Below are 23280 nucleotides of genomic sequence, written 5' to 3' on the forward strand. Positions count from 1 at the left end.
ATCTACCCATGAAGTGGATCCGGTTTCAGGAAGTTCAGGCCTATCGGTCTGTGCTTCGACACTCGGTGGCCATATCCAATAACAAGATGAGGTTGTACCCCTATGACCGTTGGCAATCACCTGCCCCACGGCGAGACCCCTCAGGGTGGCCCGCTCAAACGCGAACTCGGTGAACGGCATATTCGCTTGATGGCGCTCGGTGCCTGTATCGGTGTCGGCCTGTTCCTCGGTTCAGCCAAGGCTATCGAAATGGCCGGCCCGGCAATCATGCTGTCTTACGTCATCGGCGGTCTGGCGATCCTGGTGATCATGCGCGCCCTTGGCGAAATGGCGGTGCATAACCCGGTCGCCGGCTCGTTCAGTCGTTACGCACAAGATTATCTCGGCCCGTTGGCGGGCTTCCTCACGGGCTGGAACTACTGGTTCCTGTGGCTGGTGACCTGCGTCGCGGAAATTACCGCGGTGGCGGTGTACATGGGCATCTGGTTCCCCGATGTGCCGCGCTGGATCTGGGCACTGGCGGCGTTGGTGAGCATGGGCTCGATCAATCTGATCGCGGTCAAGGCCTTCGGTGAGTTCGAGTTCTGGTTCGCGCTGATCAAGATCGTCACCATCATTGCGATGGTGGTCGGCGGTGTCGGTGTGATCGCATTCGGTTTCGGCAACGACGGCGTTGCGCTGGGGATTTCCAACCTGTGGAGCCATGGCGGCTTCATGCCCAATGGCGTGCAGGGCGTATTGATGTCCCTGCAAATGGTGATGTTCGCCTATCTGGGTGTCGAGATGATCGGGCTGACGGCCGGTGAAGCGAAGAACCCGCAGAAGACTATTCCGAATGCCATCGGCTCGGTGTTCTGGCGCATCCTGCTGTTCTACGTCGGCGCACTGTTCGTGATTCTGTCGATCTACCCGTGGAACGAAATCGGCACTCAGGGCAGTCCGTTTGTGATGACCTTCGAGCGCCTGGGCATCAAGACAGCTGCCGGCATCATCAACTTCGTGGTGATCACCGCTGCGCTGTCGTCGTGCAACGGCGGCATCTTCAGCACCGGACGCATGCTCTACAGTCTGGCGCAGAACGGCCAGGCCCCGGCCGGTTTCGCCAAAACCTCGAACGGTGTGCCGCGTCGCGCCTTGTTGCTGTCGATCGGCGCGCTGCTGCTGGGCGTGTTGCTCAACTACCTGGTGCCGGAAAAAGTCTTTGTCTGGGTCACCGCCATCGCGACCTTCGGTGCGATCTGGACGTGGGTGATGATCCTGCTGGCGCAGCTCAAATTCCGCAAAGGCCTGACCCCGGCTGAACGTGCCGCTCTCAAGTACCGCATGTGGCTGTACCCGGTGAGTTCCTACCTGGCGCTGGCGTTCCTGGTGATGGTGGTTGGCCTGATGGCCTACTTCCCGGACACCCGCGTCGCGCTGTACGTGGGACCTGCGTTCCTGGTGCTGCTGACGGTGCTGTTTTATGTGTTCAAGCTGCAGCCGACCAGTGTTCCGCAGGGGGCGGTGCGCGCGGCGTCGTAATCGTCTGATGCTGTAAAAGCAAAAGCCCCGGTCGAGTGACCGGGGCTTTTTGGTTTCAGGCGGCGGCCACTTGTGCCGGCCGGTTCAGCCGTTTGTTCCAATCCAGCCACGCCGCCAGTACCGCCATCAATCCCGCCCCCAACAGGGCGCTGAAAATCTGCATGACCAACGCATCCCCGGCCAGCGAGTTGAGCATGTCCGCCAGCGGTGCCAGCAGCACACCCAAGCAAAACACTTCCAGTGAGTAACGGCCCATGCGGCAGCTTTGCCGCGCCAGCCAGTTTTGCGTCCAGCCGCTGTTGGGCAAGAGCTTGGCGATGACGTATGCCAGCGCCAAAAAGTGCAGCAGCCGCGCCGGTGACAAGTTGGTCTTGCTGATCGGGTACAGCCATTCGCCCAGCATCCGGGGCATGAAGGCGTCATGCACCGTCGGCCATTTCCACGACAATGCGATCAGCGCGGTGATCAGCAGATAGGTCGCTGCCGCAACAAACAGTGGCTGATGTGGCAAGGTTCGAGTGTCCGGCAACGCGGGGCGCTGACCGTGAATCGCCGCTGCGCCACCGAGGATAAACAGCAGCTGCCAGGCCATCGGATTGAAGAACCACACACCACCGTCGGTTGCCGCCAGGTTCCATTGAAACCACGGCGCCAGCATGTACAGCACCACCGACAACCCCACCACATACTCGGCCTTGCGCAGCAACATCGGCAACACCAGCGGCAGTCCGAGCAACAGCAGAATGTACAACGGCAACGGGTCCATCAGGTTGGGTTTGAAGCGCAGCAGCAACTCATCGACCAAGGCCTGTTGCGGGTTGCTGAGGAAGTATTGCAGGCCCATTTCCTGCACCAGGTCACGGGTTTCCACGTGGCTGTTGGCAAAGAACACGATGCCCATCAGCACCGCCAACAAAAAGATATGCGCCACGTACAGCACCCAGGCGCGGCGCAGGATCTTCACCGTCGCAATCAGCAAGCCATCGCGTCGGGCAATCTTGCCGTAGGCCAGCACCGCCGCGTAGCCTGCCAGAAACACGAAGATTTCCGCCGCATCGCTGAAACCGAAATTGCGCACTGTGAAATTGGCGAGGGGGTTGTGTGGCACGTGATCCCAGAAAATGAAGATCAGTGCCAGTCCGCGAAAGAAATCGATACGAAGGTCGCGTCCTTGGGTCATGACAACGGGCTCTTGAACAGATGTGAGTAAAGGGTGGTCAGCGGGGCAAAAGACTGTGCGCCGCACATCGGCGGCGCGCAGGGTGGCGTGATTTGGCGGTAATTGCAAAGGCGGGCTATTACCGGATGTCTCGGCCGTGCAAACGGCAGGGGCGGGACATATCGCTGATGGCTGAAGCGAGCCTTTAGAACGGCATTTTGGCCATTGGTCTATTTATTGACTGGAAAATAGACAAGCGGGTCAAGGGTGCCAAGCTTGCTGCAGAGCGCGCGTTCAGACTGGAAACAAACGCAATGGACATGAGAGCCGCATTTCACGGTTTCCCCAGATTCGTGTCGGTTGGCCTGCTTAATACGTTGATCCACTGGTCGACGTTTTTTGTTATGCACACAGTCATGGGTTTTCGTCAGGCACCCAGTAACTTCGTGGGCTTTTGCCTGGCCGTTTCATTTTCCTTTTATGCCAATGCGCGATACACCTTCAAACAAAGAACCAGTGTTCCACGGTATGTGCTGTTTGTCGGGCTCATGGGGGTGTTGAGTTATGGCGTGGGGTATGTGGGGGATCAGTTACTGCTGCCAGGGTTGATGACGTTGGTGGTCTTCTCCGGTATCAGCCTGGTCTGCGGTTTTTTTTACTCAAAATATGTCATCTTTCGGGGGCGTAAGCAGTGAAGATCTCGCTGATTGTTCCCGTGTTCAATGAAGAACAGGCGATTAACCTGTTTTATCAGGCAGTTCGTCAGGAACTGTCGATCGCTGATTGTGACGTCGAGATCGTGTTCATCAATGACGGCAGTTCCGACCAGACAGCAGCACAGGCCAAAGCCATCGCGTTGGCTGACGAGCATGTGCTGGTCATCAATTTTTCGCGCAATTTCGGCAAGGAGCCCGCGTTATTTGCCGGGTTGGAGTACGCCACCGGCGATGCGGTGATACCGATGGATGTCGATTTGCAGGACCCGATCAGTGTGATCCCCTTGTTGATCCGGGAGTGGCAGAACGGGGCTGATGTGGTACTTGCCAAGCGCCACGATCGCACCGCTGACAGTTATATGAAACGGCACAGCGCCGCACTGTTCTATCACCTGTTGAACCGGATCGCTTACACCCGGATAGAAGAGAACGTCGGTGATTTCCGGTTAATGGACCGCAAGGTCGTGAATGTGATTCGCACGCTCCCGGAGCACCGGTTGTTCATGAAGGGCATCCTCTCATGGGCGGGGTTCAATACCGCCGTCGTCGAATACGAACGGGCGGAACGTGTGGCGGGTACCACCAAGTTCAACATTTGGAAACTCTGGAATCTGGCGCTGGAGGGGATTACGTCTTTTAGTACAGTGCCTTTACAGTTGTGGACGTATGTCGGTAGCGCGATTTCCCTGTTTGCGATTCTCTATGCCATTTACATGGTGCTGGACAAGATTTTCTTCGGCAATAACGTACCGGGTTACCCTTCGTTGATGACCGCGATTTTATTCCTGGGGGGTGTTCAACTGATCGGCATTGGCATATTGGGTGAGTATGTAGGGCGAATCTATATTGAGTCGAAACACCGGCCGAGGTATGTGGTGAAAGATATTGTAGGCGGCAAAGGTAAGCGCGAACTGTAAAAAAAAGTGGTGAGGTCCGGGCCGGGAAAGGAGCGCCGAAATGAAGAGGGCGAGTGTATTGAATAGGGAGTTGCGCGGTCGTGAAGTGTTTGTGTTTTTTTTACTCGCCACTCTTGTTTATGTACTCCCTCTGATACTGGTCGATTATTACTATATAGATGATAACTGGCGGTCCTTGGCGGCCGGTACTGGCTGGGCAGGGCAAGGGCGGTTACTGGTCGAGCTGTTTTACAACGCCTTGAGCTTCACCTCGGGCGCGCCCGATATGTTCCCCTTACCCTTGCTGATCGCCACGCTTGCGATGGCGTTTGCCTTGACGAAACTGACGATGCATTACTACAAAGCACCGACTGTTTCATGCTGTCTAGTGCTCCTGCCTCTGTGGTACAACCCGTTTTTCCTACAGAATTTATCGTATCAATATGACGGGCCAGCAACGGCGTTGAGCCTGGTGGCGATGATGTATGCAATGGTCTTTCAACATAAAGCTGGCGTCGTTCAGGTACTGGTGCCTGGCGCATTGATTGCGGTGGGGCTCAGCTTGTATCAACTGAGTATCAATGTGTTTTTTGGGCTGTGCTGCATCGAGTTCGTGAGAGGTCTTGATAATAAAGAGTCCCTTGGCTGTTTATTATCAATGGCAGGAGTGAAAACGGTGCAGTGGGTAGCGGGTTTGATCATTTATTTCTTGCTGGCTTATCCACTCATGACCCATGAGCGCCTGGAGATGATTCCGTTCAATGCGAGCGGGCTTTTGCTGGTCCTGAACAATGTAGGCGTATTAGTCGGAAAAATCGGATTGCTTTTTCAAGGAGGGAATCGTTGGCTGGCGTGGCTGATGGTGGTGTGTGCGGTCGTTGGGGGAGGGCTGATTGGGCGAACTGTCACCCAGGGGAAAGAGACATCGTTAAATAAGATGCTGCTGTTTTTTTTGTATTTTCTGATGGTTTTATTCCTGGTTTTTCTGGTGTCGGGTTCGGCCCTGTTGTTCAGGTTTTTCCATGAGGGCGCCAGAACGCTGTTGGGTTTTGGTGTGCTGCTGGTGTTTTTGTTTTACCTGGCTCATCAGGGGTTGGTGACGGTTGATGCCAGGCTCGGTGTTGTATTGATTGTGCCGTTGCTGAGTATGCTGTCGATGTCGTATGCGTATGGGCGGGTACTGAATCTGCAGAAAGCATTTGGACTGAATGCTGAATTCAATATGGCCTATGATATTGCTTCGCATCAAGGCTTGCGCGAAGCGAAGCGGATATACATGGCCATAAACTATTCAAACAGTTGGTTGCTAAGTGCCAAGGGAAGCTTTGAACGGATGCCGGTGCTGAAATACATACTCAATATTGATTTTTACATGCTGTCTGAAAATCTGCTCAGAGAGGGAATGACCAATGTCGTTATCGAAGATGGGCGGAGAAATGCGACGCTGGTAGGGTATCAAAGGTACACACCCGTGGTGGACAGCACGTTTTACTCTATGTACCTGATTGGCGATTATGGCTTTATCGTCATGAAAGAAGTGCCCTCTTCTGGAGAGGATAAGTGGTAAGCCAGGTTAACCGTTCGAGTGCCCGCACTCTCCAGAGCACGTGCTGGATACTGCTGATTATTCTAGCGGCAGCGGGAGTGCGTTTTCACGACTTGAGTGAACCTGCCATCTGGGCTGATGAAGGGTTTACCTTGTTGTTGAGTTCATATTCGCCCTCTCAAATCCTGTTCCATACGGCCCGGGATGTGCACCCGCCGCTGTATTATCTGGTGTTGCATGAATGGATGAATGTATTCGGACATGGAGTGTTTGCTGCTCGAAGCCTGAGTGCACTGGCAGACGTCGTCACCGTCGGGCTGGGCATCTGGCTGGTTCGTTTGGTCAGTACGCGACGGGCGGCGATGCTGGCCGGAATCATGTTGGCGTTGCTGCCCATAGCGGTACGCTACAGTCAGGAAGTTCGCATGTATGCGTTACTCGCGTTGCTAATGGTTAGCGCAACGATTGCTTTCGTCTACTGGGTAAAAGGCTCAGGCAGTCATTGGCTGCTTGCTGTCTATGCGTTGCTGATGCTGGCAGGACTTTATACTCACTATTTTGCCGCTGTGTGCATGGCGTCACACTGGGCCTGGCTTTTGGTATTGAGGTTTCAACGCGTAGCACAACACAAACAGTTGCTAGCGCCTGCATGGTGGATGGCCAATGGGGCGGTCATTTTACTGTTCATGCCCTGGGTTCCGAGCCTGATGAATCAGTTAAGGTTTTCCGGGTTTAACTGGATAGCGCCGCTGGATGTTCCGACGGTGGTGTCAGCATTCTGGCAGTTTGTGAGCTATAGCGATGGGCCAAAAGAATCAATCTGGCTGTTCTATAGTCTGCCGTTATTGATGTTGCTGGTGTCGGCAGTCATTGTCATGCGGGACACGAGTGAGAAAAGATTCAGCACACTGCTCGTCATCTATACCTGGTTTCCTCTGGTGTTGATTGCAGGGGTCTCACTGGTTCGGCCACTGTTTATTTATCGTTATTTTGTGTTTGTTGCGCTGGGCTTTCCGATGATCCTGGCGGTGGCACTGGATGCACTGTGGGGGCGCGCAAAAGCGTTGTTTTTTGTTCTGTTGCTATTGATAGTGTCGATGGAAAGTGTCGGGTTATATAACGTTCATCAAAGGGGTCATGTTGTCTATGTCGAAGTCAACAAGGTCGATGCGTTGGCAGACTACATTAATGCCTCTGCTCGTCCCGACGACGGTGTCGTGGTTGCCAACAATTTTCTTTACTACCCCTTTGCGTACTACAACAAGACCGGCGTGACTCCGATGCTTTATACACCCCCCAAAAAGGACGGTACTTCCGGACGTCCTGACGGCTATCTAACCTCGACACTGACTCAACAAAACGCAGATAAGGTCTATCTCGACAACCTTGAACGCCTGACGCCGGGTTCAGGTCGCGTGTGGGTGCTGGACGGCCGTGGTGATGGGGCGCAACAGGTCGTTATCCCTGAAAGCTGGCGGCTGCTCGATACCTTTACGAAGGGGGATGGGGACGTCCGATTGTTTTCGGTGAGTCGCGGGATTCGGTGAAAAACCAAAAAAAAACCAATCCGAGCAGCCCCGTTAGCTAGCCTTTATCAATGACAGCAGAGCGTTTTATCGAGAGCGTTTAGCGTAAATACGGATTCACGATGAGGGTGAGTCGTCGGTGGGCAGGCACCTGTTTCTATCAGGTTTACATTGTCGGGGAGAAAATATGAACTTTCAGCGTCGTGACGATACGGGGTTTCTATCCCTGCACTCATCGGTAGAAAGCGGTGGGTGGGTGCTTGTCATGATGCTCGCGATCATTGTTCGGTTTTACTGCATCAGCCTTCCTTATTTCTGGACCGATGAAGCGTTCTCGGCGTTGGTGGGGGTTCAGTCGCCGGGGCGTATCTGGTTTCACCTGGGGCATGACGTTCATCCGCCGCTGTACTTTTTAGTGCTCCATGCCTGGATGGCGATTTTTGGTGAAGGGGTGTTTGCGATTCGGGCCCTGAGTGCGCTGGCGGGAGTTGCAACAGTCGCGTTGGGCATGTGGCTGATGCGATTGATCAGCACACCGAGGGTGGCCTTGTTGGCCGGGCTGTTTCTGGCCTTGTTACCGATATCCGTTCGCTACAGCCAGGAAGCCCGGATGTATACGCTGGAAGGGGTATGGCTGCTGGGCGCAACCATCGCCTTGGTCTATTGGCTTAAAAACGCTCGCAACCGATACCTGATGAGCTATCTCGTGCTCATGACGGCCGCGTTATATACACATTACCTGGCTGTTTTATGTCTGCTGTCTCACTGGCTATACCTCGTTGTCTTGCGTCTTCAGCGAGATAAATCGCTTCATTACCTTTCGCGGCCAATGTGGTGGGGCACGAATGTGGCCATGGGTGTTCTTTATATTCCCTGGTTGATCAGTCTGGGCAATGAGCTGTTTTTAAATACGGAGAAGCTAGAGACCGGAGGGGATATTTTCTGGATCCCTGAATTGACGATCTATACGTTGCCTTCAGCGGTCTGGAAGTTTTTAACGGTGAAAAGTGGACTGGAGTTTACCAGCCCGATTTATGTAATGCTTCCGGCGCTGGTAATGGCATCGGTGGTGTGGGTCGGGCTCAAGGAAAGAAGCCGGTTGAAACTTGAGCTGTTACTGGTTATCTACGTGCTGTTGCCGGTGTTGATTGTCTTTGTGGTGTCATTCGGCTTCCCCATCTTTGTTGAGCGGTACATGGCCTTTGCGGCGCTGGGCTTACCGATGATAGCGGCGTTGGCAATCAGACGGATTGCCCGTTGTACGCGTGCCCTGGCGTGGGCGTCGGTCGTGTTGGTTGTCGGGATTCAACTCATGGGGCTGAATACTATCTATCAACAACAAGATGACCTGGATGATCCGCGCAATGCGTCCCTGTACCCGCTTGACGATATTGTGTCGCGTATCAATGAGAACGCTATCACAGGCGATAACATCATTGTGGATGGCGCGTACTGGTATTACAGCGTTGCTTACTACAATCGCTCCAACATTCAACCATGGCTGTTTCAGGCGCCCTGGGATAACAGCACGGCTCACCGACCTAACGGTTATGGCGCGTCCACATTGATTTACCAGGATCGGGATAAGGTCTTTCTCGACAACCTTGTCAACGTATCGCCCGACATCAAGCGAGTGTGGTGGGTGACATCGACTCGCCTGGCGGATGATGAAAACCACTTTCCAGGCAATTGGCAGTGCCTGTTCGCGCAAGGCGTGGGGGACATGGAGCTTCGACTCTATGTGACCCGCGCCTCCGCAGAGCAAACCATCACGACCACCGGAGGCGGCTGTGCTACCCAGCCACCTGACAGTCGCGTGTATGCATCACACGACATTGGCCTCAAAACTGTCGGCCCGGGCCATCTGCCACATCCGTGAATAGAACTCGCCATTCACTTCCCCGGTCAGCAACTCGCCGGGTTTGAGGAACACGTGCAATTGGGAAAACAGTTTGATCTCGGTCGCTGACATGCGCCGTACCAGGTGTTTGGCCGACAGTTGCGATGGGTGTTCGAGGCCTGCCGCAGCGAGCATTTCGGCCAGGGCCTTGAGCGTGCTGCGATGGAAGTTGAACACGCGCTGGGCCTTGTCCGGCACCACCAGCGCGCGTTGGCGCAGGGTGTCCTGAGTGGCGACGCCGGTCGGGCACTTGTTGGTGTGGCAACTTTGCGACTGGATGCAGCCGATGGCGAACATGAAACCACGGGCCGAGTTGGCCCAGTCGGCGCCAATTGCCAGCACGCTGGCGATGTCGAAGGCGCTGACGATTTTGCCGCTGGCGCCGAGTTTGATCTTGTCCCGCAGGTTCAGGCCCACCAGGGTGTTATGCACGAACAGCAGGCCTTCACGCATCGGCACGCCGATGTGGTCGGTAAACTCCACCGGCGCAGCGCCAGTGCCGCCTTCCTTGCCGTCGACCACGATGAAGTCCGGCAGGATGCCGGTTTCCAGCATGGCCTTGGCAATGCCCATGAATTCCCACGGGTGGCCGAGGCAGAACTTGAAGCCCACCGGTTTGCCGCCCGATAGCTCACGCAGTTGCTTGATGAAGTGCATCATTTCGACTGGTGTGGAGAATGCGCTGTGGCGGGATGGCGACACACAGTCCTGGCCCATCGGAACGCCACGCGTGTCGGCAATTTCCTGGGTCACTTTATGCTTGGGCAGAATGCCGCCGTGGCCGGGTTTGGCGCCCTGGCTCATCTTGATTTCGATCATCCGTACCTGCGGGTCCTGAGCCTGGGCGGCAAAGCGTTCCGGGTCGAAGCGTCCGTCGGCGGTGCGGCAGCCGAAGTAGCCGCTGCCCAGTTCCCAGGTCAGGTCGCCACCGTGTTCACGGTGGTAGGGGCTGATGCTGCCTTCGCCGGTGTCATGGGCGAAGTTGCCGAGTTTGGCGCCCTGGTTGAGGGCGCGGATCGCGTTGGCGCTCAGCGAGCCGAAGCTCATGGCCGAGATGTTGAAGACTGAGGCCGAGTACGGTTTTGTGCATTGCGGGCCACCAACAGCCACCCGGAAACTGCTCGGGTCACTCACGGGGGCCGGACGCATCGAATGGCCGATGAACTCGAAACCCGACTGGTACACGTCGATCAGTGTGCCGAAGGGTTTGTCAGCGGTTTCGTTCTTGGCCCGCGAATAGACTAACGAACGCTGGGCCCGGGAGAAGGGCAGGGCGTCGCTGTCGGATTCAAGCAGGTATTGGCGGATTTCCGGGCGAATGCCTTCGACCAGATAACGGATATTGCCCAGGATCGGGTAGTTGCGGCGTACCGCGTGGGGGCTTTGCAGCAGGTCGAAAATCCCCAGCAGGCTCAGCAGGCCAGTGACGATGGAGATTGGCCAGAGCCAGTCGTATTCAAGAAACGGCAGGCTGGCGAGGGTGAAGATCACACAGACGGCAAAGAAGGCGTAGCGGCTCAGGAGTGACAGGCTCATACGGTTTCCTTGGGTTCGGACTCATTGGTTATTCACTGCGTACTTCTGAGTGGCGAGGGGGCTTGCTCCCGCTGGACCGCGAAGCGGTCCCAATAAAAGGCACCGCGTTCAGCCAGACAAAATCCGTCAACCGGTTTTGCGACTGCTTCGCCCGAGCGCGGACCGGCCGGCGGGAGCAAGCTCCCTCGCCACAAGGTGGTTCATTCAACGCAGCAGGTTTTACAGGCGTTTTGTGCCTGGAGAAATATCGGAAAACAGTTCGGACAGGGATTTGATCCCCAGCTTGCTGTAAATGTGTTTCTTATGGACTTTCACGGTTTCGGCAGAGATTTCCAGCTTACGGGCGATTTCCTTGCTGGAGCAACCACTGAGCACCGATCGACCGACGTCCAGCTCTCGGGCCGGTTACGCAGGCGTCAGTGTTTTATTGATCTCGAACCATGAGGTAGGCCTGAAACAGTTGGTCCGGGCTGCCGCCCTCGCTCGGGCTTTCGGCGAATACCTGCGGGTATTGATCGTCATTGAAAAGCAGTGCCACCCAGCTGCCGAAGGCTGCGATCTTTTCTGCGGATTCAAGCTGTGGTTTTTGACTGTCGGATCGGTAGCTCGATCCGAAAGGTGCTGCCCACCCCGACTTCGCTGCGCACCGTAATGTCGCCACGATGCTTTTTCACAATGCCGTAAGACAATGACAGGCCTAATCCGGTCCCCTGGCCCACCGGTTTGGTGGTGAAGAAGGGATCAAAGATTTTCTGCAGGCATTCGGGCGCGATGCCTGAGCCGGTGTCCGCCACTTCGATCCAGACTTTTTCCCCGGCAACCCCATTACTCAGGGTAATGGTCCCGCGTTCGGGGCCCATGGCCTGGGCGGCGTTGACGATCAGGTTCATGATCACCTGATTGATCTGCGAGGGCAGGCACTCGATCTCGGGAAGCGTCTGATAGTGCTTGATCACGTCGGCCTTGTACTTGAGTTCGTTGGCGACAATGTTCAGCGTCGAATCAATACCCGTTTGCAGATTGACCGACTGCCACTCCTGGCTGGCGTCTGCGCGTGAGAAGTCCTTCAGGTCCCTGACGATTTGCCCGACCCGGTTGATGCCGTCCTTGGACTCCTTGATCAGCAGCGGAATGTCTTCACGCAGGAAGTCCAGTTCCACTTCTTTACGCAACGTTTGGAGCCGTTCGAGAAGCTCAACGGAGCCAATGGCTTCTTCGGCCCCCTGATAGGCGTCGAGCATGACTTGCAACTGCTTGAAGTAACCGTCCAGAGTGCCGAGATTCGAAGAAATAAAGCCGATGGGGTTGTTGATTTCATGAGCGACACCCGCCGCCAATTGCCCCAGGGATGCGAGTTTTTCCGACTGTATCAACTGGCTTTCGAGTTGTTTGCGCTCGTCGATTTCCTGTTGCAGTTCGACGCTCGCTTGCTGGAACTGCCGAGTCCGTCGTTCTACCAAGTGCCCCAACTGATCCAGTTGCACGCTGGCGCGCTCGGTCATGTCCCACTTGCTGGTCAGGGTATTGGCCATCTGCTGGACTTCGATGTTGTCGAAGGGTTTTTTCAGGATCAGCAGCCGGTCGTGGGCTTGCAAGCGATTGAGCAGGTCATCCCAGGAGTAGTCGGAATACGCCGTACAGACCACCACCTGCAAACGCGGATCGGCTTGCCATAAATGCTCGATGGTTTCGGCGCCGTCCCAGCCCTGGGGCATGCGCATGTCGACGAACGCCAGTGCATAGGGGCGATTGTCGTGTTGGGCCTGGACCAGTTTGCTCAAGCCTTCCTGGCCAGCATAGGCCGAATCCAGTTCGAAGCGGGTGCTCGTCGCTTTGATTTGCGTGCCGAACAGCGCGGACTCCATCTCGTCCAGTTCGCCGTGTTGCGGCGGTGCAGGTGTCAGGATCTTGCGAAAGTCGTCATGGATCGACGGTGTGTCGTCGATCAGCAGGATGCGTCGATTCGATGACTCGCTCATGTTTCACCTTCGGCGATTTTCAAGGGGATTTTCAAGGTGAACAGTGCACCTTTTCCCGGACCGTCGCTGTGGGCTGTCAGGTGGCCATTCATCTCGATGGCCGCGAGGGCGCAACTGTGCAGACCAAAACCGTGACCTTCCTTGCGCGTGGTGAAGCCGTGGGCAAAGATCCGGGTCATGTTTTCGGCCGAGATGCCTTCGCCTTCGTCCTTGACGCTGACCTGCAGCGTCGCGTCGTCGACCACCTTGACCCCCAGGGTCATTTCCCGGGGGCGGTCGCTAAGGTCCGACATGGCGTATTTGGCGTTGCTGATCAGGTTGATCAGAATCAGCAACATCCGGTGTTTATCGCCCATGACCTTGGGCACTTCGGCGTAGTCCTTGACTACGGTGACGTGGTGGCGGGTCAGGGCACCCGAGTTCATGCGCAGGGCGTCTTCGAGCAGTTCGCTGACTTGCAGCGGCTCCATCAGGCTGTGGGCCCCGGCGTAGGACTGCTGGGTGGCAACGATGTCCTTGATGTGATCAACGCTTTTGCTCAATTGCGCCAGTTCGTCGGTAATGCCCTGCTGCTCAAGGGCAATGGCTTCCACCAGTTGATTCAGGTAGCCGGGCAGCAATTTGCCTTTTTCGTCTTCGGTGATGAAGTGGCCGAGATCACCCTGGTGTTCGTTGATCAACTGCATCGCCTTGCCCAGCCCCAGCGCCTTGCTGTTGCGCAGTTTGCGGGTGACCAGGTCGGCGGAGATATTCACGCTGTTGAGCACATTGCCGACGTTGTGCAGCACGTTGGTGGCGATCTCGGCCATCCCGGCCAGGCGTGCAGTGTCCAGCAGTTCGCTTTGGGTGTCCTTGAGTTCGCGGGTGCGCTCTTCGACCCGTTGTTCCAGGCTTTCATTGGCTGCTTGCAGGTCCTTGTTGACGCGGTTGATTTCCGCAAAACTGCGCAGCAACCCATTGGCCAGAAACAGTAGCAACAGCACCAGCAGCGCCGAAAAAACCGCCATGTAGAAGTGGTAGCGTTGATCGACTGCATCGACCTGTCGTTGATCGTTGTCCAGCAGGTTGGTGATGTTGTCCAGGCGCTCGGACACGCGGACTGCCTCGATCCGTTCCAGCAGGCTGTTGACCAGTGGTTGTTCACGCAGGATCAGCGCGATGTGGTTGCTGAGAATCTCCACCGGTGTGTGGAACTCGGCAGGCAGTCGGTCTTTGTTCACCGCCAGTTTGTTCAGGCCGAGCAGGATGTCGGCGGCTTTGTCGTCGGACGTAACCTGGGCGAACTCCAGGCCGCTGAGTAGCAGGTCGTAGGTGTCGGTGGCGGTGTTCTGCATTTGCAGTTTGTTGTCGTCCTCAAGGCGTGCGAACTGGTTCTGAATGTCGTCTTCGGCGGTGGGCAGGAACGCCAGTGAATTGCGCAGCACCGCGTTGTGTGACTTGAATTGTTCGACCAGCCGGGTCTTTTCCTTGATCGCGTTCAGGTAAGCGTCATGGCTGGTTTGCCACTGTATCGAGTCGTTGCGACCATGTCTGGACTCCATCGAGTCGAATCGTTCCCACAGACGGCTCATTTCGGTCAGTGGCGAAACCAGTGGATCGTAGTTGTGGACGAGGGCGATCCGGGCCTTGAGGATCTCGGTTTCCCATTGCGCGTCCAGTTGTTTTATCTGGCGGATCAGATCCCGCGATTCGGTATAGGTCGAGGTTTGATCCGAACTGGACTTCAGATACAGGAACAGCAGGATCGAGGCCAGCAAGACGGTCATGCCGGTGAGCAACAGCAAACTGACTCGACGGGATACTTTCATAATGGTTTGCCTCCCCACTCGCCGGTCAGGGTCTTGAGGAATTTGATGATCAGGGCCTTGTCTTCTTCGGAAGGGACGCGCCCCAGCTGGAACTTGAACATCACATCAACGGCCTCCTCGAGGGTTTTCGCCGTGCCGTCATGGAAGTACGGCGCGGTCACCGCGACGTTGCGCAGGCTGGGGACCTTGAACACGTTGCGGTCCTCCTCGTCCTTGGTCACCAGGTAGCGGCCCAGATCCGACTCGGTCAGATTGCCCCGCGCCTGGAAGTAATCGCCCATCACCCCGAACTTCTGGAACATGTTGCCGCCGATGTTTACCCCTTGATGACAGGCGATGCAGCCGTAGTCCTTGAAGCGTTGGTAACCGTATTTTTCGTCAAGACTGAGAATGTCGGTGTTGCCCTGCAGGTACTGGTCGAAACGCGAATTGGTGCTGAGTAATGTGCGCTCGTAGGTGGCCAGGGCATTTTGTACATTGGCCACCGTAACCCCATTGGGGTAAGCGTTGCCAAACGCCGAGCGATAGGCAGGGTCAGTGGACAGCATTTGCACCACGTGTTCCCAGTTGCTGCCCATTTCAGTGGGACTTTCCACCACTGCGTGAGCCTGGTCTTCCAGGGTAGCGGCGCGACCGTTCCAGAACTGCCTGAAGTTCAGGCTGGCATTCAACACGCTGGGGGTATTGACGGTCAGCGGCTGGCCGTTGAAACCGATGGAAAATTTCTTGTCATCGGCGCCGCCCTTTTCCAGGTGATGGCAACTGGCACAGGACAGGCTGTTGTTGACCGACAAGCGCGTTTCGTTGAACAGCTGACGACCCAGCTCTACACGCTGAGGGTCTTGCGCAGGCACCGGTGGCAGCGGTTTGAGGGGTTCGTCCAAAGGCTCGGCACTCGCCGTCAGGCAGAGTCCGAGCATCAACGTGGTAAGCAGCGTGAATCCATAGGGCGACATCTGATGATTCCTTTGCCGGGTGCCTGCCTGTCGGGGCGTCGGTCTACGTGCGCGGTGGTGTCTGTTCGCTGTCGGTGAGCAACTGTACGAATTCCTGGGGGAGCACGGCTTTGCTGAAAAAGTAACCCTGGCCTCCCTCACACTGAAGGGCCTTGAGAAAGTCCAGCTGTTCCAGGGTTTCCACGCCTTCGGCGATGATATTGAGGTTGAGACTCTTGCCCAGGCTGATGATGGCGCTGACCAGCGCAGCGTCGTTGTTTTCGGTGCTCAGCCCGCGTATGAATGACTGGTCGATTTTCAGTACATCGACCGGGAACCGTTGCAGGTAGCTCAGGCTGGAATAACCGGTGCCGAAATCATCGATTGCCAGGCGCACGCCCAATGCCTTGATGGCGTGCAGGGTCTGCACGGTGGCCTCGACGTTCTGCATCAGCACGCTTTCGGTGATTTCGAGCTCCAGTAGCGTTGGGTCGAAGCCGGTCAGTTCGAGGATCTGCACGATACCGTCGACAAAGTCGTGCTGACGGAAGTCGATGGCGGAAACGTTGACGGACATGCTGATCGCCGGCAATCCGGCCAGTTGCCAGGCGCGGGCCTGTTGGCAGGCCTGGGTCAATACCCATTTGCTCAGGGGAACGATCAGCCCACTGTCTTCGGCCACTCCGATGAAGTCTGTTGGGTACACCCAACCGTGACCGGGTTTGAGCCAGCGGATCAAGGCTTCCGCACCGACCACTTTACCGGTGCGCAGATCCAGTTTGGGTTGGTAATGCAGGACGAACTCATCGCGCTCCAGCGCCAGGCGCAGGCCGGATTCGATGCTTTGCTGTTGACGGGCGCGCTGATTCATCTCGTCGATGAAAAAGCTGAAGTCGTTAAGGCCTCTCTCCTTGACGTTATGCATCGCGGTTTCGGCTTTCTTGATCAACGGTACGGCATCGAAGCCGTCGTCCGGGTAGATGCTGATGCCCAGGCTGGCGGTCACGCTCAGGTCATGGCCGGCAATGTGCTGCTGGGTGTTGACGGCTTTCAGCAGCTTTTCGGCAATGCCTTTGGTTTGCTGGGGATGGTGGATGTCCGCGAGGATCACCACGAACTCGTCGGAACCGTAGCGAAACACCGAATCGGATTCACGCACCGTGGACACGAGGCTCTGGCCGACCCGTTTGAGCATTTCGTCGCCAACCGGATGGCCCAGTGCGTTGTTGATGCGCTTGAAACGGTCGAGCCCCAGAAATATCACCGCCAGTTGTTTGTCGTGTCGCCGTGAAAGGGCCAGGGACTGAGTCAGTCGATCACCGAGCAAAGTGCTGTTGGGCAGACCGGTCAGTACATCGTATTGCAACAGATGGGAGACTTTGAGCAGCTCCTGAACGCGGTCTTCGATGGTGCGCTCCAGGCTGAGCATTTTTATCGCGGCGTCCTGGGCCATCTGCCATTTCCAGGTCAGGGCACTGGCCATCTGACGGATTTCCAGGCTGTCGAAAGGCTTTTTCAGCACCAGCAACTGGTCGCCGAACGCCAGGCGTTCGGCCATCGCTTCCCAGGTGTAGTCAGAGAAGGCGGAGCACAAAGCTATTTGCAGGTGCGGGTCGACCTTCCAGAGTCGCTCGATGGTTTCCAGTCCGTCCCAACCCGGCGGCATGCGCATATCGGTAAACGCCAGGGCATAGGGCCTGCCTTCGGCCTGGGCACGTTTTACCAGCTCCAGTGCTTCTTCTCCCTGATAGGCCGAGTCGAGGAGAAACGTCGGGCGAGCGCGTTGTTCTGTGCCGAATAACAGCTCTTCGGTGCCGGCCAGCGACTGCTCGTCCGGCACATCAGGGCTGAGAATCTTGCGAAAGTCCTGATGGATCGAAGGCATGTCATCGATGATCAGGATGCGCCGGTTGGTGGGGGCGAGCGATGGTTTCATCCCCGGTCCTCCGGTGGATAGTGCGAGTCTTCGAGCCGCGGGTTCGTTGCGCCGGGGAAGGTCGGTGGCACGATGCTGCCGGCCATCAGCAACGCCGCTGCCTGCTGGCTGCTGACGGCTTTGCTGAAGTAATAGCCCTGAGCGTTCATTGGCGAGCCGGTGGAGATCAGCGAGCTGCGATGTTCCTGGGTCTCGACACCCTCGGCAATGATGCCGATCCCCACTTCGCGGGCGAAATTGATGATCGCGCGCAAGGTCGTGGCGCTGGCGGGATCACGGGTCGCGGTGTCAATGAAGGCCTGGGCGAGTTTGAGGTGATTGACCCGATAGGTCTTGAGGTAGTCGAACGAGGAGTACTCGGTGCCGAAGTCGTCGATGGCTATTTTCACCCCCAGCTCACGCAAGCGAGGCAACACATCGTTGTGGGTCCATTTGGTTTGCGCCAGTGTCGCTTCGGTGACGTCGAAGCGCAGGTCCCAGGGGCAGAGGTTCCACAGGGCCGTGGTGCGCAGCACGTCGTAGATCAGGTCCGGACCGCTCTTGAGCTGGGCCAGCGAAAGCTTGATCGCAATCACCGGGGGCGCCATGCCTTCGTCGCGCCACTCACGCATTTGCCGACAGGCCCGATCCAGCAACCAGTGCCCGAGCGCGATGATCACACCGGTTTTTTCCGCTGCGGGAAGAAACATATCGGGTTCCATTATTCCTCGCTCTGGATGACTCCAGCGAACCTGGGCCTCCATGCCGAGGATCTTCCCGGTGCTCAGGTCGACTTCGGGCAAGTAATGCAGTTCAAGCTGGTCTTGCTCGATGGCTTGTTTCAAATCGTTGGCAATCGACACCCGGTCGAGTACTTCCTGATTGATCTCCTCGGAGTGGAAGTGGTACTGGTTGCGACCCTTTTCCTTGGAGCGGTACAGCGCCATGTCGGCTTGAGCCAACAGACTTTCGGCACTCAAGCTGGTACTGGAGTAAGTGCTGATGCCGATGCTGACCGAAACCCGCACATTGTTGCCATCGAGGGTGTAAGGCAGTACCAGCTCATCGCGGACCTTGCCTGCCAGGGCCGCCGACTGTGTCGGGTCGCCGGCGTCGAGCTGCACGATTGCAAACTCGTCACCGCCGAGACGCGCCACAAGGTCGTTTTCGCGGACACAGGCCTTGATGCGTCGGGCGACTTCCTGCAATAGCAAATCCCCGATGGGATGGCCCAGGGTGTCGTTGATGCGTTTGAAATGATCGAGGTCCAGGTAGAACACCGCGAATGGTGCGCCACCCCGACGGGCGGCAGCGAATGCCTGGTGCAGACGTTCGAGGAGCGTCGTTCGATTGGCCAGCCCGGTCAGCCCGTCGGTACGTGCCAGCAGGGAAATCTTCTCTTCGGCCAGCTTGCGTTCAGTGATATCGATGATGATGCCTTCGACTTCCAGCAAGCGTCCGTCCTGGTTACGCACCGGTACGTAGCGGTTTTCGACCCAGCGCCAGTCACCGGTGCCGGTACGCAGACGAAACTCGATGGACGCCCCGACAGCGTCCCGATCGAGTATCCGTGCCATGGCATTGTCGACTTTGCCTTGGTCCTCGGGATGAATCAGCTCCTGAGCCCAGTTTGCCGACGCCACCAATTGCGCGGCCACGTGACCGAACTTGGTAATGTTGTGGGAGATGTACATCAACGGGAACGAGGGTTCGCCGCGCAGCCGGTACAAAATGGTCGGGCTGTTCTGCACGATGATATTGGCGTCGGACAGCTCGCGGGTGCGCTCTTCGACCGCCTGCTCCAGCAAGTTCATCTTCAATGCGGCTTCTTCGGTCATTTGCCATTTGACGGTCAGGGTGCTGGCCATCTGCCGGATTTCGATGGCATCGAAGGGCTTCTTCAGGATCAGCAAGCGATCGCCGAGTTCCAGCCGTTCGGCGATATCGTCCCAGGAGTAGTCGGAATACGCGGTACACAGTGCGATTTGCAGTTTTGGATCGACCTGCCAGAGCCGTTCGATGGTTTCCAGTCCGTCCCAGCCGGGCGGCATACGCATGTCGATAAAGGCCATCGCATACGGAAGATCCTTGGCCAGGGCGGCTTCGACCTTGCCCAGGGCTTCCAGGCCCTGAAAGGCGTTGTCGAGCACAAACCCCAGGTCGGCAGCCACCGCTTGCGTGCCGAACAGGGCTTCTTCGGCGCTGCTCAGCGCATCATCGTCGAGCACGTGGGGGCTGAGGATCTTGGCAAAGTCCTGATGGATAGAGGCGGTGTCGTCGACGATCAGGATCCGCCGGTTTTTCCGCGCAAACGGTGTCTTCATTGCAATGCACCGTTGCAAATGAGCCCTCGCAGCGTAGTGTTCATACGGTATCCCTTCCTGATCGCAGTGTGCTACGGGTGCAGATCTTGGATCCAGGTACCCAGAGCATAGTCTGCGACTGTCAAGTTCGCCGCCTGCCGTGTGGCAAATCTATTGCGAACTGTGCTGAAAAACCGTCTAGCCTGTAGTTCAGGCCCATGGAGGAGGGGGAATTCCCTTGGGTGCTTACAAACGACTGGTCTGTTTCAGCTGAGGTAATGCCATGGATGAGCTGCTTAAACCCCGAGTGTTACTGGTTGATGACGAGGAATCGATCCTCAATAGCCTGCGTCGGCTGTTGCGCGGCCAACCCTATGAAGTGCTGCTGGCCGCAAGCGGCACCCGGGCGCTGGAGATCATGGCGCAGCAACCGGTCGATCTGGTGATGACCGACGCACGCATGCCCAATATGGACGGTGCGACCCTGCTGGCGCACATCCACGAACACTATCCCGACACCGTACGCATCCTGCTGACCGGCTATGCCGACCTCTCGATGATCATCAAGGCGATCAATGAGGGGCAGATTCACCGTTACATCAGCAAGCCCTGGAATGACGAGGAAATGCTGCTGACGTTGCGTCAGTCGCTGGCGTATCAGCACTCCGAGCGCGAGCGGCTGCGTCTGGTGCAGTTGACGTGGGATCAGAACGAGCAGTTGAAGCTGCTCAACGTGTCCCTGGAAAAACGTGTCGCAGCGCGCACCGCGGAGTTGCAGCAGACCGCCGACATGCTCGATCTGGCCTATGAAGAGCTCAAGCACAGCTACGCCACCGGCACCGAAGTGTTTTCGCTGCTGGCCAATCTGCGTCTGCCACCCGCCAAGCAAACCAACCGGAAAATCATCGATCTGGTGCGTATCTACTGCCAGACCCATGGGCTGGATGAAGCCAGCAGCCGAGACCTGACCATGGCTGCGGCGCTTTACAACATCGGCAAGCTGAGCTGGACCGACAGCATGATGACGGCCCCTTCGGACCTGTTGCATCACGCCGAACGGGAGCTGTATCGCGGTTATCCGAAACAGAGCGAATCGCTGTTGATGACCCTTGAACCGATGAAGGATGCCGCACGCCTGATCCTGCACCATCAGGAACGCTGGGACGGCAGCGGGTTTCCCGATCGCCTCAAGGGGGAGGCAATCCCTTTGGGTTCGCGCCTGCTGAAGCTGGCCGTGGACTTTATCGAATTGCAGTGCGGGCTGATTCTTGAGCGACACATGAACAGCGATGAAGCGCTGCTGTTCATCCGCAAATACACCGGTCGTCTCTACGACCCGGAACTGGTGGAGGACTTCGTTCAGGTCTGCGCCACGTACCAGCGTGATATCACCCTCGGCGATCCGACGGTCAAGGTGCTGAGCACCCGCGATCTGGCGGCCGGGATGGTGCTGGCGCGCAACCTCAATGCCGACAACGGCATGCTGCTACTCAATGCCGGCAAGGTGCTCAATGGCCCGCTGGTGGAAAAACTCATCGCCTTCGAAGCCATGGAAGGTGCCAGGTACAGCGTCTTTGTCCACGTGCCCGAGGAGCTGGACGCGGTGATTTCTGCTTAGATACCGTTGTGAACTTCACCGGGCATCCGTAGGAGCACGGCTTGCCGGCGATGGCGATTCCACAGACGTCATCGCTGGCAAGCCATGCTCCTACGGGGCCTACGCGGCGGTAGTTTTTTCGAGGTGACGCGAAACCTGTGCTCATGTGATCCTTGGCTCTTTTGTCCAAGGCCATCATTGATCCATGACGCTTTCATCCTCTGTTTCACCGCGCATTATCCGCATTGCCGCTGCCCTGCTGATCGGCCCGGACGGTCGAACCCTGCTGGTGCGCAAGCGCGGGACCCAGGCCTTCATGCAACCGGGTGGCAAGATCGAGGCCAGTGAGCAACCGGTCGATGCGCTGGCCCGCGAGCTGGAAGAAGAACTGGGTTTGGTCATCGACACCACTCAAGCGAGTTATCTGGGCAAGTTTTCTGCCCCGGCAGCCAATGAGCCGGGGTTTGTGGTCGAGGCCGAGATTTTTCAGCTGGATATCCAGCAACACGTCACCCCGGCGGCAGAGATCGAAGAAGTGCTGTGGGTTGATCCGCACAATGTCGTTGATTTCATCCTGGCGCCATTGACACGGGACCTGATCCTGCCGTTTTATCGAGCCTCCCTGACGGCTCCGGCCTGACCCCCCACTCAATGACAAGGACTGCGTCATGATTCCAACACATGATCTGTTGATTTTTGCGGCGGCCTCGCTGCTACTGGTGCTGACCCCGGGCCCGAACATGATCTATCTGATCTCCCGTTCGATCTGCCAGGGGCGCAAGGCCGGCGTGACCTCGTTGCTTGGGGTTGTCGCAGGTTTTTTCGTACATCTGTTCGCCGCGGCGGCCGGTTTGACAGCACTGTTCATGGCGGTGCCGATGGCTTACGAGGCGCTCAAATGGGCCGGCGCCCTGTATCTGCTGTGGATGGCCTGGCAGGCAGTCAAACCGGGTGCGCGCTCGCCCTTTGAGGCGCAGCAACTACCGCCGGATTCTTCTCGAAAACTGATGCTGATGGGCTTTTTCACCAGCGCATTGAACCCGAAAATCGCGGTGTTCTATCTCTCGGTGTTCCCGCAGTTCATCAGCCCGGAACATGGTTCGGTGTTTACCCAAAGTATCGCCCTGGGCCTGACCCAGATCAGCGTGAGTTTCACGGTTAACCTGTTGATCGCACTGTTTGCTGCCGGGATTGCCTCGTGGTTCGTCAACAATCCGAGCTGGCTGGCGGTTCAGCGCTATTTCATGGGCTTCGTACTGGCTGGGCTGGCAGTCCGGCTGATGTCTGAACAGCGGCGCATGGCCTGAAGCACATGGCAATCCAACGACTCGATGCCAGCCATGCACTCGCTTACCGGGCGCTGATGCTTGAGGCCTATGACCGTCACCCGCAGGCGTTCACGTCGAGTGTCCGCGAGCGCGCGGTGATGCCATTGAGTTGGTGGGAGTCACGCTTGACCAGCCCGCTGGACGTGCTGTTTGGCGCGTTTGAAAACGGCGAGCTGGTGGGCATTATCGGCCTGGCCTTCGAGGCACGGGAAAAAGCCCGGCATAAGGCAACGCTGTTTGGCATGTATGTCTCAGACAAGGCCAGACAGCGGGGGCTCGGTTATCAGCTGGTTCAGGTGCTTTTCGACGAGGCGCGGCGTCGGTCGGGCTTGAGGCTGATTCAACTGACCGTCACCGCTGGCAATGACGCCGCATTGGCGTTGTACCAGCGTTGCGGTTTCGTGCAGTTCGGGCTCGAACCGCTGGCAGTTCGGGTTGGCGAAGAGTACTTCGACAAGATCCATATGTGGCGCGAGGTCCCGGCCTGACCACAGAGGGCAGGGCTTTTGTGGCGAGGGGGCTTGCCCCCACTGGGCTGCAAAGCAGTCCCAATACCGGCCACTGCGCTCTTTCAGATACTCCGCGTTCGCTGACATTACGATGGCTCCGCCATCG

17 protein-coding genes and 1 pseudogene are annotated in these 23280 nt (G+C 57.0%); 10 read left to right on the forward strand and 8 right to left on the reverse strand.

The features are described from left to right. Window positions 1-102: 102 nt before the first annotated feature. Window positions 103-1521, forward strand: coding sequence for an amino acid permease (locus BK658_RS11125; protein WP_123582323.1), 1419 nt, complete (start codon window positions 103-105; stop codon window positions 1519-1521). A gap of 55 nt (window positions 1522-1576) precedes the next feature. Here BK658_RS11125 and BK658_RS11130 read toward each other — a convergent pair whose 3' ends face one another. Further along, the gene (locus tag BK658_RS11130; RefSeq protein WP_123582324.1) at window positions 1577-2701 is read right to left on the reverse strand and encodes an OpgC family protein; all 1125 of its coding nucleotides are present in this window, start codon (window positions 2699-2701) and stop codon (window positions 1577-1579) included. Window positions 2702-2898: 197 nt separating this feature from the next. Here BK658_RS11130 and BK658_RS11135 point away from each other — a divergent pair, with 197 nt between their 5' ends. From BK658_RS11135 to BK658_RS11155, 5 genes are all read left to right on the forward strand, one after another. Then, entirely contained in the window at window positions 2899-3375 is a 477-nt protein-coding gene (locus tag BK658_RS11135) for a GtrA family protein (protein WP_404943175.1), read from the forward strand. Then, window positions 3372-4313 carry a glycosyltransferase family 2 protein gene (locus BK658_RS11140; RefSeq protein WP_123582325.1) on the forward strand — a complete coding sequence of 314 codons (942 nt, stop codon included), beginning with the start codon at window positions 3372-3374 and terminating at the stop codon, window positions 4311-4313. Before BK658_RS11135 ends, BK658_RS11140 begins: the two co-directional genes overlap by 4 nt. 40 nt (window positions 4314-4353) lie before the next feature. Beyond that, window positions 4354-5859, forward strand: coding sequence for a glucosyltransferase domain-containing protein (locus BK658_RS11145; RefSeq protein ID WP_123582326.1), 1506 nt, complete (start codon window positions 4354-4356; stop codon window positions 5857-5859). Between the two features lie 92 nt (window positions 5860-5951). Further along, entirely contained in the window at window positions 5952-7385 is a 1434-nt protein-coding gene (locus tag BK658_RS11150) for a glycosyltransferase family 39 protein (RefSeq protein WP_148049714.1), read from the forward strand. Window positions 7386-7551: 166 nt separating this feature from the next. Continuing rightward, window positions 7552-9243 (forward strand): glycosyltransferase family 39 protein, encoded by a 1692-nt coding sequence (locus BK658_RS11155; RefSeq protein WP_123582328.1) that lies wholly within the window; start codon window positions 7552-7554, stop codon window positions 9241-9243. Here BK658_RS11155 and BK658_RS11160 read toward each other — a convergent pair. The 7 genes and pseudogenes from BK658_RS11160 to BK658_RS11190 all read right to left on the reverse strand — a co-directional run bounded on the left by BK658_RS11160 (window position 9190) and on the right by BK658_RS11190 (window position 19761). Beyond that, window positions 9190-10800, reverse strand: coding sequence for an FMN-binding glutamate synthase family protein (locus tag BK658_RS11160; protein WP_123582329.1), 1611 nt, complete (start codon window positions 10798-10800; stop codon window positions 9190-9192). The two genes, BK658_RS11155 and BK658_RS11160, sit on opposite strands and share 54 nt — an antisense overlap. Window positions 10801-11000: 200 nt before the next feature. Next, window positions 11001-11202: pseudogene (locus BK658_RS29970) on the reverse strand (response regulator transcription factor); the annotation flags it as partial. A gap of 170 nt (window positions 11203-11372) precedes the next feature. Next, window positions 11373-12779 (reverse strand): ATP-binding protein, encoded by a 1407-nt coding sequence (locus tag BK658_RS11170; protein ID WP_123582330.1) that lies wholly within the window; start codon window positions 12777-12779, stop codon window positions 11373-11375. Next, window positions 12776-14587 (reverse strand): DAHL domain-containing protein, encoded by a 1812-nt coding sequence (locus tag BK658_RS11175; RefSeq protein WP_123582331.1) that lies wholly within the window; start codon window positions 14585-14587, stop codon window positions 12776-12778. Before BK658_RS11175 ends, BK658_RS11170 begins: the two co-directional genes overlap by 4 nt. Further along, window positions 14584-15543: a cytochrome-c peroxidase gene (locus BK658_RS11180; protein WP_123582332.1), complete on the reverse strand. Its 960-nt coding sequence runs from the start codon at window positions 15541-15543 to the stop codon at window positions 14584-14586. Before BK658_RS11180 ends, BK658_RS11175 begins: the two co-directional genes overlap by 4 nt. Window positions 15544-15586: 43 nt before the next feature. Next, window positions 15587-17458, reverse strand: coding sequence for a putative bifunctional diguanylate cyclase/phosphodiesterase (locus tag BK658_RS11185; protein WP_123582333.1), 1872 nt, complete (start codon window positions 17456-17458; stop codon window positions 15587-15589). Continuing rightward, the gene (locus tag BK658_RS11190; protein WP_123582334.1) at window positions 17455-19761 is read right to left on the reverse strand and encodes a GGDEF/EAL domain-containing response regulator; all 2307 of its coding nucleotides are present in this window, start codon (window positions 19759-19761) and stop codon (window positions 17455-17457) included. The genes BK658_RS11185 and BK658_RS11190 overlap by 4 nt, the downstream gene beginning before the upstream one ends. A 262-nt stretch (window positions 19762-20023) precedes the next feature. Here BK658_RS11190 and nosR point away from each other — a divergent pair, with 262 nt between their 5' ends. The 4 genes from nosR to BK658_RS11210 all read left to right on the forward strand — a co-directional run bounded on the left by nosR (window position 20024) and on the right by BK658_RS11210 (window position 23153). Further along, the gene (gene nosR, locus BK658_RS11195) at window positions 20024-21358 is read left to right on the forward strand and encodes a response regulator c-di-GMP phosphodiesterase, NosR family (RefSeq protein ID WP_123582335.1); all 1335 of its coding nucleotides are present in this window, start codon (window positions 20024-20026) and stop codon (window positions 21356-21358) included. A 184-nt stretch (window positions 21359-21542) separates the two neighbouring features. Further along, window positions 21543-21977: an NUDIX hydrolase gene (locus tag BK658_RS11200; protein ID WP_123582336.1), complete on the forward strand. Its 435-nt coding sequence runs from the start codon at window positions 21543-21545 to the stop codon at window positions 21975-21977. Window positions 21978-22005: 28 nt separating this feature from the next. Next, window positions 22006-22644, forward strand: coding sequence for a LysE family translocator (locus tag BK658_RS11205; protein ID WP_123582337.1), 639 nt, complete (start codon window positions 22006-22008; stop codon window positions 22642-22644). A 5-nt stretch (window positions 22645-22649) separates the two neighbouring features. After that, window positions 22650-23153, forward strand: coding sequence for a GNAT family N-acetyltransferase (locus BK658_RS11210; protein WP_123582338.1), 504 nt, complete (start codon window positions 22650-22652; stop codon window positions 23151-23153). Window positions 23154-23280 lie beyond the last annotated feature (127 nt).

This window comes from Pseudomonas brassicacearum (assembly GCF_003732175.1).
Taxonomy (GTDB): domain Bacteria; phylum Pseudomonadota; class Gammaproteobacteria; order Pseudomonadales; family Pseudomonadaceae; genus Aquipseudomonas; species Aquipseudomonas brassicacearum_G.